12 protein-coding genes and 2 pseudogenes are annotated in these 13,787 nt (G+C 36.1%); 8 read left to right on the top strand and 6 right to left on the bottom strand.

Annotated elements, in window-relative coordinates:
* Nucleotides 1–77 precede the first annotated feature (77 nt).
* Nucleotides 78–194 (top strand): annotated as a pseudogene (locus ACU1LP_RS18140) (YbaB/EbfC family nucleoid-associated protein); the annotation flags it as partial.
* Nucleotides 195–274: 80 nt separating this feature from the next.
* On the opposite strand, the gene ACU1LP_RS18135 reads toward ACU1LP_RS18140, so the two are convergent.
* Nucleotides 275–1,297 (bottom strand): threonine aldolase family protein, encoded by a 1,023-nt coding sequence (locus ACU1LP_RS18135; RefSeq protein ID WP_445734725.1) that lies wholly within the window; start codon nucleotides 1,295–1,297, stop codon nucleotides 275–277.
* A gap of 92 nt (nucleotides 1,298–1,389) precedes the next feature.
* Between ACU1LP_RS18135 and prfB the strand changes: the two genes are divergently transcribed.
* The 4 genes from prfB to ACU1LP_RS18115 all read left to right on the top strand — a co-directional run bounded on the left by prfB (nucleotide 1,390) and on the right by ACU1LP_RS18115 (nucleotide 5,956).
* A protein-coding gene (prfB, locus tag ACU1LP_RS18130) for a peptide chain release factor 2 (RefSeq protein ID WP_445732836.1) occupies nucleotides 1,390–2,500 on the top strand; the annotation gives its coding sequence in 2 pieces (ribosomal slippage) (nucleotides 1,390–1,452 and nucleotides 1,454–2,500; 1,110 coding nt in all).
* The gene (locus tag ACU1LP_RS18125; RefSeq protein ID WP_445734726.1) at nucleotides 2,497–3,114 is read left to right on the top strand and encodes an HAD family hydrolase; all 618 of its coding nucleotides are present in this window, start codon (nucleotides 2,497–2,499) and stop codon (nucleotides 3,112–3,114) included. Before prfB ends, ACU1LP_RS18125 begins: the two co-directional genes overlap by 4 nt.
* A complete protein-coding gene (gene arsC, locus ACU1LP_RS18120) occupies nucleotides 3,114–3,455 on the top strand; it encodes an arsenate reductase (glutaredoxin) (RefSeq protein WP_445732838.1) in 342 nt (113 codons plus the stop codon). The genes ACU1LP_RS18125 and arsC overlap by 1 nt, the downstream gene beginning before the upstream one ends.
* Nucleotides 3,456–3,535: 80 nt before the next feature.
* Nucleotides 3,536–5,956, top strand: a complete 2,421-nt coding sequence (locus ACU1LP_RS18115) for a TonB-dependent receptor domain-containing protein (protein WP_445736979.1) — start codon at nucleotides 3,536–3,538, stop codon at nucleotides 5,954–5,956.
* A 435-nt stretch (nucleotides 5,957–6,391) separates the two neighbouring features.
* On the opposite strand, the gene ACU1LP_RS18110 is transcribed toward ACU1LP_RS18115, so the two are convergent.
* Nucleotides 6,392–7,033 (bottom strand): peroxiredoxin, encoded by a 642-nt coding sequence (locus ACU1LP_RS18110; RefSeq protein WP_445736978.1) that lies wholly within the window; start codon nucleotides 7,031–7,033, stop codon nucleotides 6,392–6,394.
* Nucleotides 7,034–7,214: 181 nt separating this feature from the next.
* Here ACU1LP_RS18110 and fumC point away from each other — a divergent pair, with 181 nt between their 5' ends.
* Entirely contained in the window at nucleotides 7,215–8,612 is a 1,398-nt protein-coding gene (fumC, locus tag ACU1LP_RS18105) for a class II fumarate hydratase (protein ID WP_445736977.1), read from the top strand.
* Nucleotides 8,613–8,760: 148 nt separating this feature from the next.
* On the opposite strand, the gene ACU1LP_RS18100 is transcribed toward fumC, so the two are convergent.
* Both ACU1LP_RS18100 and ACU1LP_RS18095 read right to left on the bottom strand, forming a co-directional pair.
* Nucleotides 8,761–9,345, bottom strand: coding sequence for a Crp/Fnr family transcriptional regulator (locus tag ACU1LP_RS18100; protein WP_445734856.1), 585 nt, complete (start codon nucleotides 9,343–9,345; stop codon nucleotides 8,761–8,763).
* On the bottom strand, nucleotides 9,342–10,034 hold the full coding sequence (locus tag ACU1LP_RS18095; protein WP_445736976.1) for an aspartate/glutamate racemase family protein: 693 nt from the start codon (nucleotides 10,032–10,034) through the stop codon (nucleotides 9,342–9,344). The genes ACU1LP_RS18100 and ACU1LP_RS18095 overlap by 4 nt, the downstream gene beginning before the upstream one ends.
* A 385-nt stretch (nucleotides 10,035–10,419) precedes the next feature.
* Between ACU1LP_RS18095 and ACU1LP_RS18090 the strand changes: the two are divergent.
* Nucleotides 10,420–10,816 (top strand): annotated as a pseudogene (locus ACU1LP_RS18090) (amidohydrolase family protein); the annotation flags it as partial.
* A gap of 55 nt (nucleotides 10,817–10,871) precedes the next feature.
* Here the strand turns inward: ACU1LP_RS18090 and ACU1LP_RS18085 are convergent.
* Nucleotides 10,872–11,756, bottom strand: coding sequence for a chromosome partitioning protein ParA (locus ACU1LP_RS18085; RefSeq protein ID WP_445736975.1), 885 nt, complete (start codon nucleotides 11,754–11,756; stop codon nucleotides 10,872–10,874).
* 106 nt (nucleotides 11,757–11,862) lie between these two features.
* Here ACU1LP_RS18085 and ACU1LP_RS18080 point away from each other — a divergent pair, with 106 nt between their 5' ends.
* Entirely contained in the window at nucleotides 11,863–12,882 is a 1,020-nt protein-coding gene (locus tag ACU1LP_RS18080; protein WP_445736974.1) for a formimidoylglutamase, read from the top strand.
* An 18-nt stretch (nucleotides 12,883–12,900) separates the two neighbouring features.
* Here ACU1LP_RS18080 and ACU1LP_RS18075 read toward each other — a convergent pair whose 3' ends face one another.
* Nucleotides 12,901–13,482: an NUDIX domain-containing protein gene (locus ACU1LP_RS18075; RefSeq protein ID WP_445736973.1), complete on the bottom strand. Its 582-nt coding sequence runs from the start codon at nucleotides 13,480–13,482 to the stop codon at nucleotides 12,901–12,903.
* Nucleotides 13,483–13,787 lie beyond the last annotated feature (305 nt).

Below are 13,787 nucleotides of genomic sequence, written 5' to 3'. Positions count from 1 at the left end.
AAAATGGAATGAACGTATCAGAAGCGTTGAAACTTATCGCTAAAAATGAATTTCAGTTTGAAAACTGATTAGTTACCTTAATTCTTATATTAAATAAAGCTATCGAAAAAGCGACTGGTGTAAATGAAGCAGAACTTGCTGCCGTGGCCAAAGAAGGGATGCCGAATATTCCGGGGATGGATTTGTTTAGATGATTTACGATTTTTGATTAACGATTAACGATTAACGAATTCTGAATCTTGAACTTTGAACTTTGAACTTTGAAAGAACGGATTTAAAATTGAAGCATTTGTAATATTTTGATGAATTTTTCATGCATCGCATCGGTATAATCCAAATGCGTAACAATCCGTAATTTGTTGGTGCCCATACCTATAATATGAATGTTTTTGTCTTTTAGTTTTTGAATGAACGCTTTTTCATTCACATCTTTATCCAACTCAAAAATCACAATATTGGTTTCGATGGCTTCCACCGTTTTAATGATTGATAATTTAGATAGCTGTTCTCCTATTTGTTTTGCTTTTTTATGGTCTTCGTTTAATCTACCTCTATTGTTATCTAAAGCGTAAAGTCCCGCTGCAGCTAAATATCCAGCTTGTCTCATGTTGCCACCAAAAACTTTACGGATTCTAATGGCGTTTTTCATAATAGCCTCATCGCCCACTAAAACCGAACCCACAGGGCAGCCCAAGCCTTTACTTAAACATACCGAAATGGTATCGAACACCTCTCCATATTGTTTTGGGGTTTCATTTTTAACCACTAATGCGTTCCATATTCTAGCGCCATCCAAATGAAATCCTAAGTATTTTTCATCACAAATTTTTCTAATTTTTAAAATCTCAGCAAAATCCCAACAAGAACCACCTCCTCTGTTGGCGGTATTTTCAATTTCGACCAATCGTGTCGGACTGTAATAATAAGCGTCTGGATTGATGGATTCCACAACCTGTTCCGCAGTAAACATCCCTCTATGGCCATCAATTAATTTGCAAGACACGCCACTATTAAACGACGCACCACCCGATTCATAATTATAGATATGCGCATATTTATCGCAAATAATTTGATCTCCTGGGTTGGTATGTAACTTAATGGCAGTTTGGTTTGCCATGGTGCCACTAGGGAAAAACAAGGCACTTGGTTTGCCAAACATGCTGGCAATACGAGTTTCCAATTGGTTCACGGTTTCATCTTCTCTAAACACATCATCACCAACCTTGGCTTGCATCATGGCTTCCAACATGGCTTTTGAGGGTTTTGTAACGGTATCGCTTCTTAGGTCTATAGTCATATCAAAAAAATATAGGTAAAGCTATAAAATTATATTAAGAATTGTTTTCTGCTCCTGCTTTAAATCCTATTTTTGTCCAAAATAAATATACTATGATAACTTCCGATCAAATTAAAGATCTTAACACCCGCCTCGACAAACTTAGGCACTATCTTTGACGTAGATAGAAAACTTATAGAAATACAAAACGAAGAAGAAAAAACCTTCGACCCCAATTTCTGGAATGATGCCAAAGCTGCCGAAGCCATTATAAAATCGCTTCGTGAAACCAAGAAATGGGTGGAAGACTATAATGCCGCCAAAACACTTACCGAAGATCTAGAAGTGCTTTATGAATTTTACAAAGAAGGCGAATCGACTGCCCAGGATGTAGAGCAGCAATACCACAAAGCCTTTGACTTACTTGAAGATATTGAGTTTAAAAATATGCTTTCGGAAGAAGGCGATAGTTTAAGTGCCGTATTGCAAATAACAGCCGGTGCCGGTGGTACCGAAAGTTGTGATTGGGCGAGTATGTTGATGCGTATGTATTTAATGTACGCCGAAAAAAGCGGCTTTAAAGTAAAGGAACTCAACTTTCAGGAAGGCGATGTAGCCGGTATAAAAACCGTGACATTAGAGATTGAAGGCGATTTTGCTTTTGGTTGGTTAAAAGGTGAAAACGGGGTGCACCGATTGGTGCGCATTTCGCCGTTTGATAGTAATGCTAAACGTCATACAAGTTTTGCTTCAGTGTATGTATACCCTCTAGTGGATGATACCATTGAAATTGAGATCAATCCTGCCGATATTGAAATTACAACCGCACGTTCCAGCGGTGCAGGCGGACAAAATGTGAATAAAGTAGAGACCAAAGTGCAATTAACACACAAACCAACGGGCATCCAAATTCAATGCTCCGAAACCCGCTCGCAACACGATAACCGTTCCAGAGCCATGCAAATGCTTAAATCGCAGTTATATGAAATTGAACTGCAAAAGCAAATGGCACAACGCGAAGATATTGAAGCCGGTAAAATGAAAATTGAATGGGGCAGCCAAATCCGTAATTACGTGATGCAACCGTACAAATTGGTTAAAGACGTAAGAACCGGACATGAAACCAGTAATGTGGATGACGTTATGGACGGAAATATCAACTCATTTTTAAAAGCCTATTTAATGATGATGGGGCAAAAAGTTGAAGACAATAACACTTTATGAACCAAATAGACACTATAATTTTCGACCTTGGAGGCGTTTTAATCGACTGGAATCCGGAGTATGTTTTTTTGGATGCCTTTAATGGCGATAGAGAAAAAATGAAATGGTTTTTAGAAAATATTTGTACGAGCGATTGGAACGAAAACCATGATGCTGGTTATCCTATAGCGCAAGGCACCGAAGATTTGATTAAAAAATTCCCTGAACATGGACATTATATTAAAATGTTTTATGGCCACTGGGAAAACATGTTGGGTGGTGCTATTGATGGAACTGTTGAAATACTTGACAAGTTAATTAAATCTGGAACCTATAAAGTAGTGGCTTTAACCAACTGGAGCAACGAAACCTTCCCCATTGCACAAAAACGTTTCGGTTTTTTACAATGGTTTGAAGGTATTGTTGTTTCAGGCGATGAAAAAACCAGAAAGCCATTTAAAGACATTTATGAAATCTGCTTAAATAAATTCCATATTGCCCCAGAAAAATCACTGTTTATTGATGACAATTTAAGAAATATTGAAGCTGCCAACGCTTTAGGAATTAATGGCGTTCATTTCGAAAATCCAGAAAAACTAATTCAACAGTTAAAAAAATACCATATTCATTTATAATGATAAAAATACTTCACAATAACCGTTGCAGTAAATCACGCTGCGGATTGGAACTTTTAGAACAATCGGGAAAACCATTTGAAATCATTCACTATTTGGAAGAGCCTTTATCTTCTAAAGAGTTAAAGGATATTGTTAAACTTTTAGGCATAAAACCTATTGGTTTGGTTAGGAAAAATGAAGCTGTTTGGAAATTAGAGTTTAAAGATAAAACCTTAACCGACGACCAAATAATTGAAGCCATGGCAAAAAACCCGAAGCTTATTGAACGCCCTATCGTCATCAATGGCAAGAAAGCAGTAATAGGCAGACCCACAGAATTGATTTCAGGCATTATCTAAAAAATCCTTTTAACAAATTTTTAACCAAAACAGGTTAAACTATAATATACTTTTGCTGTCTTATCTTCTAAAACCATAGAATGTATAGATTCGCACTTGTACTATTATTTTTAAGTTTATATTCAATTTCGAGTTTCGCACAAAGACCAGAACAAAAAGAAGTCACCATTACAGGACAAGTCATAGATCAAGAAAACAAACAGCCACTCGAATATGCAACCGTGGCTTTTTTCAGTAAACAACAAAACAAAATAGTTACAGGCGGTATTACAGATGCTAGCGGAAACTTTAGCATCCCTGTTTTAACCGGTATTTACGACGTTACCATTGAATATATTTCCTTTAAAACCATCACGATTCCTAACAGGAAAATAAATACATCAGAAAATATAGGCAGTTTTTCTCTTCAGATCAATGCCGAAGCCCTTGGTGAAGTGGAGATTATTGCCGAAAAAACTACCGTTGAAATTAAATTGGATAAAAAAATATATAACGTTGGTAAAGATTTAACCGTAAGAGGTGGCACAGTAAGTGATGTTTTAGATAATATTCCATCGGTAACGGTTGACCCAGAAGGCAATGTGGCGCTTCGCGGAAACAACAATGTTAGAATTTTAATTAATGGAAAACCATCTGGTTTAGTGGGATTGAATTCAACGGATGCCCTAAGGCAACTCCCTGCTGATGCGATTGAAAAGGTGGAGGTTATTACCTCTCCCTCGGCGCGTTACGAATCTGAAGGAACTGCAGGTATTTTAAATATTATTTTACGAAGAAGCAAATTACAAGGTTTTAATGGCGCTATCAGTGCCAATGTTGGACATCCAGCTCTTGCCGGTGTTTCAGGAAATGTTAATTATAGAACCGGAGATGTTAATTTTTTCAACACAACAAGCTATAATTACTATACGAATCTTGGTAATTCCTATAACTTTACACGCTTTAAAAACACTGGAAAGTATCTTGATGAAAAAAGGGATTCGGAAAGCACTAGAAAAGGACTTACTACGAATTTTGGACTGGAATGGTATGTTAACGATACTGCTTCCCTAACAACATCAGTAGTTTATAGAGACAGTAATTTAGAAGAAAATTCCACGAATGTATTAACACAGCTTGATGAAAATAAAGATTTTATAAGTAAAAACATCCGTTTAGATCCTGAATTTGGTAATTCAAAAACCATTCAATACGCCACCAATTTCACTAAAAATTTTAAAACCAGTGGTCATAAATTATCCTTCGATTTCCAATATGAGGAAAGTGATGAAGATAGATTATCGTTAATTTTAAGTGATGGCATAAATACGGATATTCTTAGAACCATTGAAGATCAAAATTCCGTTTTATTGCAATCAGATTATGTTTTGCCCATTGGGGAAAACAGCCAATTTGAACTTGGTTACCGTGGCGACTTCAGTGATCGATCTACCGATTATGAAGTTCAGTTACTAAATACGGATACCAATCAATTTGAAATAGACACCAGACTCTCAAATATATTCAATTTTAAATTGCATATACATGCTTTATACAGTCAGTTTGGAAGTAAAATAGATAAATTTTCATACCTATTAGGGTTGCGTTTGGAAAACACACGAACTACCATTGATCAACCAACAACAGGTGATTTCAAAAAGAAAAATATAACCGGTTTGTTTCCTACCATCAATTTGAGTTATGAATTGGGCAATAAAGAAAGTTTAACACTGGGTTATAGCCGTAGGTTACAGCGACCACGTTCATTCTATCTAAATCCGTTTCCTTCAAGAACCAGTATTACCAACATATTTCAAGGAAATCCAGACTTAGACCCAAGTTATTCTGGTGTTTACGACTTAGGATATTTAAATAGGTTCAGCAAGGTTACTTTAAGTACATCCATATACTATCAACATGAAATAGATGATAGTAACTGGGTAAGTTTTCAAACAGGCGAAACCGTACTGGTAAACAACACCCCTATCTCCGTGATCACTAGAACTCCGGTAAATTTAGCAACCAATGATCGGTATGGTTTTGAATTCAACATCAATTACACACCTACAAAAAAATGGCGAATCAATACCGATTTTAACTTCTTCAAAAATATTACAAGAGGCGATTATAACGGTGTTAATTTTGATGCCGAAAATATTAGTTGGAATATCCGCTTGAGCAACAAATACACACTTCCAGGCAACATTGATTGGCAAACAAATATAGATTATAGAGGTCCGAGCAAAGATGCCCAAAACACCAGAGACGCCATAGCATCTGCCAATATTGCTTTTAGCAAAGATCTATATAAAGAGAAAGCTTCCATAGCATTTAATGTTAGTGATATTTTTAATAGCAGAAGGTATAAGGGCGAAATAGAAACCGATACTTTTGTTAGTACTAGGGACTTTCAATTTAGAGGCGGTCAAGTTTTTAACCTATCATTTACATACAGATTCAACCAGAAAAAGAAACCGGAACGTCAAAGATCAAGTGGTGACGGTTTTGATGTTGATGGATAATTTTATTTGAGGGCAGGCAGGTTCCCCTGCGGGTCGGGTTTTCCCTAACAAGTCCTCGCTCTCCCGATAGCTATCGCTGTGGGCTTTCCGGCCCAACCCCTAACGCAAAAAAAGGGAAGCTAAATTATGAATTTAGCTTCCCTTTTTTATATAAGATTGTCAATTACTGTTACAAATTTTTACGTTTAGCCTTTCTCTCTTCTCTAATTTCTTTCAACCTTTCAATCAAAGAACCTCCTATCCAATAAGGAATTACGAAAGTCATTAAAAATATCATCAACCAGAACCCAATGGTCAAAATGGTTAAAAAAGCTAAAAAACCTAAATACTGATCAAATTCAAACATAATGGCGTCTATTAAATAAATCTTACGCAAAGATAGTGCAACTGTTTTTGTTAAACAATAGTAAAGCTAAAATTTATTAACAGAAGGTGTCAATCTAAATTTGGCTGAGGGGTCATTCTCAAATACGGCTTTACTTCTTTAAAACCTTTAGGGAACATAGCGGGTATATCGGCGGTTGCCACAGAGGGTACCACCACGCAATCATCGCCATTAACCCAGTTTGCAGGGGTTGCCACTTTATGGTAAGCCGTTAGTTGCAATGAATCAATGACACGTAACAACTCATCAAAATTTCTGCCTGTGGATGCAGGATAGGTAATGGTAAGCTTTACTTTTTTATCGTCGCCAATTACAAATACAGAACGTACCGTATGGTTTTCGCTGGCATTGGGATGGATCATATCGTATAATTCGGATACTTTTCTGTCTTCATCGGCTATAATTGGAAAATTTACCGTGGTAAATTGCGTTTCATTAATATCCTTAACCCAACCATGATGCGATTCAACACTATCCACACTCAAGGCCACTACTTTTACATTGCGCTTATCAAACTGCGATTTATATCTTGCAACTGTTCCCAACTCGGTGGTGCAAACGGGCGTATAATCTGCCGGATGCGAAAATAGAACACCCCAACTGTCCCCTAACCACTCATGAAAGTTAATCATTCCTTCGGTGGACATTGCGGTAAAGTTTGGAGCAATATCGCCTAATCTTATTGTTGCCATAATATTAAAGTTTATATTTTAATAATAATTTTCATCAAGCTAAGATACCCATTTTTTTTGAGGTAAATAAATTGAACAGGTTATATATCTGTTAAAAAAAACTAATAAAAACTAACTTATATCATGATAATAAACACATCAAATCTGTTAACTTTGTAACTTAAATTAAACGACTAGCAAAATGAGCTTTAGAATAGAAAAAGATACTATGGGCGAGGTAAAAGTACCTGCCGATAAACTTTGGGGCGCACAGACAGAACGCTCTCGAAACAACTTTAAAATAGGCCCTTCTGCGTCTATGCCATTAGAAATAATTTATGGGTTTGCCTATTTAAAGAAAGCGGCGGCCTATACCAATTGTGAACTTGGTGTATTACCCATTGAAAAACGCGATTTAATTGCTGCCGTATGCGATGAAATTTTAGAGGGTAAGCATAACGACCAATTCCCGCTTGTTATTTGGCAAACAGGCTCTGGTACACAAAGCAATATGAATGTGAACGAAGTAATAGGCAACAGAGCGCAACAATTGGCGGGGAAAAAAGTTGGCGAAGGCGAAAAAGTTATTCAACCGAATGATGATGTCAACAAATCGCAATCATCCAACGACACCTTTCCTACGGGAATGCACATTGCCATTTATAAAAAAATTATTGGCACCACCATTCCGGGAGTTAAAGTACTTCGAGATACGCTAAAGAAAAAATCTGAAGCCTATAAAAATGTCGTTAAAATTGGGCGTACCCATTTAATGGATGCGACCCCATTAACATTAGGACAGGAGATTTCTGGATATGTAGCGCAGTTGGACCATGGCTTAAAAGCTTTAGAGAACACGTTGCCACATTTAAGTGAATTGGCTTTGGGTGGCACCGCTGTAGGAACGGGTTTAAATACCCCAAAAGGCTATAGCAAGCGCGTTGCAGAATATATTGCAGAATTTACCAGCCTGCCTTTTGTAACAGCTCCCAACAAATTTGAAGCGCTTGCTGCACACGATGCTTTGGTTGAAACACACGGGGCATTGAAACAATTGGCGGTATCATTAAATAAAATTGCCAATGATGTTAGAATGATGGCATCTGGACCAAGAAGCGGTATTGGCGAGATTATCATTCCAGCAAACGAACCTGGTAGTTCCATTATGCCCGGAAAAGTGAATCCTACACAATGTGAAGCGCTGACCATGGTTTGCGCCCAAGTTTTGGGTAACGACGTTGCCATTTCGGTAGGTGGTTTACAGGGCCACTACGAACTCAATGTGTTCAAGCCTGTAATGGCGGCAAATATTTTACAGTCGGCTCAATTAATTGGCGACGCTTGTGCTAGTTTTAACGAACATTGTGCTGTTGGAATTGAACCTAACCACGACGTCATTAAAAAATTATTGAACAACTCATTAATGCTCGTTACGGCACTGAACACCAAAATAGGGTATTATAAAGCTGCCGAAATAGCCAATACAGCTCACGCAAATGGTACCACCTTAAAAGAAGAAGCCATTAATTTAGGCTATGTAACCGCCGAAGACTATGATGCTTGGGTAAAACCCGAGGATATGGTCGGTGCCTTAAAATAAAAACAGATGCTTAAAAAAATAAAAAACAGGTAAAAAAAATTCTTTACCTGTTTTTTGGTTGGTTAGCTATCAATCCTTCATTATTTCAATGTAAAAAGGAAATCGAGCCAAATATATAATTTAACATCCTATTAGTTATTAACAAATGTTAACATCTATCCATTTTCTTTCTAATGCGGCTCAATTGCACTGCGGTAATCCCTAAATAGGATGCAATATGGTATTGGGGAATGAGCTCGTCCACATTCGGGACTTGATCCTTCAATTCTAAATATCTTTCTTTTGCACCCAATGAAATCAATGCTATCAAGCGCTTTTCATACATTATATATATTGCTTCCAAAACTTTAGAATACAGCATATTAACTGATTTATCCAGTTTACATAAGTTCATTAGTTTATAATAATCAACTTCATATAATTGACAATCGGTAAGTGTTTCAAAAACAAATAAACAGGCTTTTCTTTTGATCAAAGCGGTTAAGGGTCCAAAAAAACCAAAAGGCAGATAAAAACTTTTATTGAATTCTTTTCCTGATTCCGTTATCAAGTAACATCTAACAACTCCGGATACCAACATATAAACTTTAGATGGCACCTCATTTAATTTAACTATCTGTGTTCCTGATTTGATTTTTCTGAACTCAGAAATTTTTGTAAGCTCTCCAATAATTTCTTCTGAAATCCCACTGAAAGAGTTTAGAAAATCTACATGCGAAGCACTTTTACTCATAAATTTAAAGACAAATTAAATGCTTTGGTAGCATGAATGGTGGTCGTATCAAAAACGGGTACGGAAACATCCGCTTGTTTTATCAACAAAGGTATTTCTGTACATCCTAAAATTACGCCTTCTGCCCCTTCTTCAACCAATTTATCCATTATTTGCAAATAAATTTGTTTAGATGCATCTAATAGCAGCCCTTTTGATAGTTCAGAATAAATAATATCGTGAATTTTATTTCTATCCTCAAGGTTTGGCACTAGCGCTTTTATACCAAAAGAGGCCAAAATATTTATAAAAAAATCTTTCTCCATGGTGTATCTCGTTCCTAAAAGTGCCACAGTCTTTAATTTTTTCAGCTGAATTTGTTCACTGGTAGCTTCCGCGATATGGATTACAGGAACTGACACCGCATTTTTAACGGCATCAACAGTTAAATGCATGGTATTGGCACAAATTAAAATGCATTTTGCACCTGCGGCTTCAAGACTTTTAGCTGCTTCTGCCATAAGACCATCCAACAAATCCCAGCGATTTTGTTTTTGTAAACCAGCTATTTCAGCAAAATCAACCGAATTAATAATTACCTTGCATGAATGCGGATCGCCAAAACGGTCGCTTGCCAAACCATTCAACACTTGATAATACATAATGGTAGATTGTGGGGTTATCCCTCCTATTAATCCTATAATTTGCATCTATTTCTAATTTTTGTCATTAAATTTATAGTTTTAACGGCGTTATCACAATTTTATAATGACAATATCGATTATAAACATAAAACAACTGCTGCAAGTACGGGATATCTCTGTTTTAAAAGTATTTGGTAAGGAAATGAGGTTTCTGCGGTTTTTGTGAAAAAGGATATTTTAACGTGAATAACGGATAAGAAAATTAAGATTGGATTTTTCTTTTTCCCCTCCCTAATGGGTGGAAAAATTCCTTAAATGCAGAAAATGTATCACCATTTAGGGTTGGGGAAGGGACATTTTTGGCTCAGAAGGGTTGTCCATTATTCACGTTATTTTAATGCTGTATAGACTGCTATTTTTCTTTCCTCAGGGAAAAAACAGGGATTGACATCTGAAAAATAGCAATGCCATGCCCGTTTCACTGCCTGCATGCTCCTAATTTTTTAGGCATTCCTTATACACCCACTCGAAAAATAATTGATTCGGGTTTATCTTTAGCGCTCGCAACCAATTATAATCCGGGTTGCTCCCCTAGTAGTGGCAACATAAATTTTGTGGTAAGTACTGCGTGCATTAAAATGAGGATGTCTCCTGAAGAAGCTATAAATGCTGCCACCATAAATGGAGCTTACGCCATGGGGATTCCAAATGAATACGGCAGTATTTCCAAAGAAAAAAAAGCCCATGTTATGATTACCAAACCAATTCCCAGCTACAATTATTTACCTTATGCATTTGTGGGAAACCATATTGAAACCGTTATTTTAAATGGTAAAGTTATTCAATAAAAAAAAACCTCAAGCATTAAAACTTGAGGTTTAGCATTTAAGTGTTATATGCCGTTTATTTTAAAGTAAAAACGGATGTAGCTACTAAATCCTTTGCATTAAAAACGTTTACAACGTAACGCCCTTTTTCAAATTCAGCTTTCCCTTTTGATGCTACGAATTCACAAATGTCCAAGTTGGCATTTTCGTAATTAAACTTACTAATAATACTGTAATTCAATGTTTTATCACCAAAATATGCTTGCTCATTTAAACCTAGGGTATTGTTTTTTGGGTCGATGACCTGAACATACAATTCTTGATTACCACCTTTAACCAATTTATTTTTAGCTACCGTAAAACAAACCCTAATTTTATCAGTACGACTTGCTCTTTCGGTTGGTATCAATTTACCCGAAGTCCTTTCAATAACTCCAAATCCTTTCATGTTAACGGCGCCCAAAACCGCAGCATTTGAAACCACTTCTGCCAAAGCATTGTTTTGGATCAATAAAGAATCGGTAAATATTGTACGCTCTTCCAAACGAACCCGTGTACTATCCAAAGAAGTTGCTAAATAAGAATTCTGGATTTTCAATTTATCGTTTTCAGCTAACAAAACATCCATTTCTTTTTGAAGAGAGGCATATTTTTGTTTGTAGCTCCATAAACTTTTTACGTTGGTTTCAGAAATTTTTAATGAATCGATCAATCCTTGAATACGAGATCTTGCCTCTATCAAATCCTCGTTGGCCACTTCGTTTTCGCTAATGGCCACATCATATTGTTTTGCCATCGCATTTAAATCGTTCATTACCAATTGCTTTTGCTCAGATAAATCTTTCTGAACTTTTTCGCTGCTTTTGTACAAATTCATCGTGTAAAATGCAGTTCCTAAAAATAATACTAAAGCAATTCCCAATGCTACTTTAAGGCCCATACTACTTTTGTTGTTTTCCATGTTTTCTTGTTTTTAATTTTAAATTTTTTTGGTTTTAATAGTTTCTGTTTTTCAATGCTATAAATAAATAATAATGTATTTTAGTTTTCAAAATTATATATTTTTTATGGACAAACTGGTTTTATTTAACACTTCTGCTTTAAATGGGTTACTAAACAAACGCCTAGGCGAATCCAAATTTGGTGAACATATCCAAATATTGTCCAGCATTTCCAATATATACGGCCAACTTTTAAATTTGGATGTTACACATGTAATAATTGGTTTGCCCGAAGATGTTGGCGTGTATGCAAATTATGGTAAAACGGGTACGTCAAAAGCTTGGGACGCTACTTTAAAAATCATGTTGAACATTCAAAGCAATGAGTTTACTCGGGCAGATAAGGTTCTTATTTTAGGACATTTGGATTTTACGGAAGAATTATCAAAAATTTCCGAACTCGATGCCACAAAAAAGAAAAGCATCAAAAAAGCCAGAAATATGGTAAATGATATGGACAAACATGTTACCCATATTATTTACCAAATAGTATCTGCCGGAAAAATACCCATTATTATAGGTGGTGGCCATAACAATGCCTATGGCAATATTAAAGGTACTGGCCTAGCTTTAAAAAAGGCCATCAACGTTGTAAATTTTGATGCACATTCCGATTTTAGGCCTGAAGAAGGGCGCCATAGCGGCAACGGTTTTAGCTACGCTTACGCGGAAGGGTTTTTAAGCAAGTATTTTATTTTCGGGTTGCATAGAAACTATACCTCTGATACCTTGTTCAAATCCTTTAAAAAGTTCAAATTAATAAAATATAATATGTTTGAGGATTTGGCTGTTGGCAAAGAGTTGAAGTTTAGAGAAGAACTTCAAAACGCCTTAAACCATATATCGGACACCCCTTTTGGTATTGAATTGGATTGTGATGCCATTGAAAACATACCCAGTAGTGCCATGACCCCAAGCGGTTTCAGCGTTAATAAAGCGCGTAGTTTTGTTAGTTTTTTTGCAAAACATGAAAATGCGCGCTATTTGCACATCTGCGAAGCGGCTCCCACAAAAAAAACAGAAACCCAGGTTGGAAAGTTGATTACCTATTTAATTACCGATTTTATTGAAGCACATGAAAGTTGATGGTGCTTCGTCAAAAAATTACAGTAATTGATGTATTTGAGCATATTGCAATAATATAATGGTTCTTGCATCATGGATTTTTCCGCTGTTCAGCATTTCAATAGCCTGTTTAAAAGGTAGTTCCAATACTTCAATATCCTCATGCTCGCTTTCCAGTCCGCCACCATCGTTTACTTTCATGGCATCGGTATATTCGCCAATAAAAAAATGCATTTTTTCGGTCATTACCCCAGGCGATGTGTAAGCCTCAAACACTTTTTTAACTTTTTTTAGTCGGTAACCAACTTCCTCTTCAGTCTCTCTAATAATGCAAGCTTCGGGGTTGTCCCTGTCCAACATACCAGCACAAACTTCAATCAGCATACCATCTTTATTGTCATTTAAAAAAGTGGGCATTCTAAACTGTTTGGTTAAAATAATGGTTCCCCGTTCTTTATTATAAAGTAAAATACCGGCACCATCACCTCTATCATAACATTCCCGTACTTGGGTTACCCATGTTCCATTGCTCAATTGGTAATCGAAAGTAAGTTTGTTTAATGTGTAAAATTGCTTTGAAAGCAATTCAGTTTTTATATTCTTTAATTTATCAGATGCCATAGAGATTATTTCTTTGTTGGGCAATTTCGTTAAAAATTATCAAATGGCCAGCATATTTAATTAGTGTTGATAAAATTTGATAAATTTTCATGTGTTTAATTTTATTGTTTTTTAACGGTCATCCCGATAGCTATCGGGACTTCCATATAATCATTCCGTTGGGTATCAAAAACTCGTTATGGAAGTTTCATATATAGATAATATTTGTTTTTTTAATGGTCATATGGAAGGGTGTACGACAAATTTCCCATTATGCAGCATTTTGACATAATTTGACGATTCTGTTCCATTTTTTGCTTTTATGA

The sequence above is a fragment of the Mariniflexile sp. genome, assembly GCF_052728615.1.
This window is presented reverse-complemented; position numbering and strand designations above follow the sequence as displayed.

What these genes read in the sequence shown, in the direction of transcription:
- fumC (WP_445736977.1), top strand. Translation starts at nt 7,215, where the DNA reads ATGAGCTTTAGAATAGAAAAAGATACTATGGGCGAGGTAAAAGTACCT.
- ACU1LP_RS18125 (WP_445734726.1), top strand. Translation starts at nt 2,497, where the DNA reads ATGAACCAAATAGACACTATAATTTTCGACCTTGGAGGCGTTTTAATC.
- ACU1LP_RS18135 (WP_445734725.1), bottom strand. Translation starts at nt 1,297, where the DNA reads ATGACTATAGACCTAAGAAGCGATACCGTTACAAAACCCTCAAAAGCC.
- ACU1LP_RS18095 (WP_445736976.1), bottom strand. Translation starts at nt 10,034, where the DNA reads ATGCAAATTATAGGATTAATAGGAGGGATAACCCCACAATCTACCATT.
- ACU1LP_RS18085 (WP_445736975.1), bottom strand. Translation starts at nt 11,756, where the DNA reads ATGGAAAACAACAAAAGTAGTATGGGCCTTAAAGTAGCATTGGGAATT.
- ACU1LP_RS18100 (WP_445734856.1), bottom strand. Translation starts at nt 9,345, where the DNA reads ATGAGTAAAAGTGCTTCGCATGTAGATTTTCTAAACTCTTTCAGTGGG.
- ACU1LP_RS18115 (WP_445736979.1), top strand. Translation starts at nt 3,536, where the DNA reads ATGTATAGATTCGCACTTGTACTATTATTTTTAAGTTTATATTCAATT.
- arsC (WP_445732838.1), top strand. Translation starts at nt 3,114, where the DNA reads ATGATAAAAATACTTCACAATAACCGTTGCAGTAAATCACGCTGCGGA.
- ACU1LP_RS18075 (WP_445736973.1), bottom strand. Translation starts at nt 13,482, where the DNA reads ATGGCATCTGATAAATTAAAGAATATAAAAACTGAATTGCTTTCAAAG.
- ACU1LP_RS18110 (WP_445736978.1), bottom strand. Translation starts at nt 7,033, where the DNA reads ATGGCAACAATAAGATTAGGCGATATTGCTCCAAACTTTACCGCAATG.
- ACU1LP_RS18080 (WP_445736974.1), top strand. Translation starts at nt 11,863, where the DNA reads ATGGACAAACTGGTTTTATTTAACACTTCTGCTTTAAATGGGTTACTA.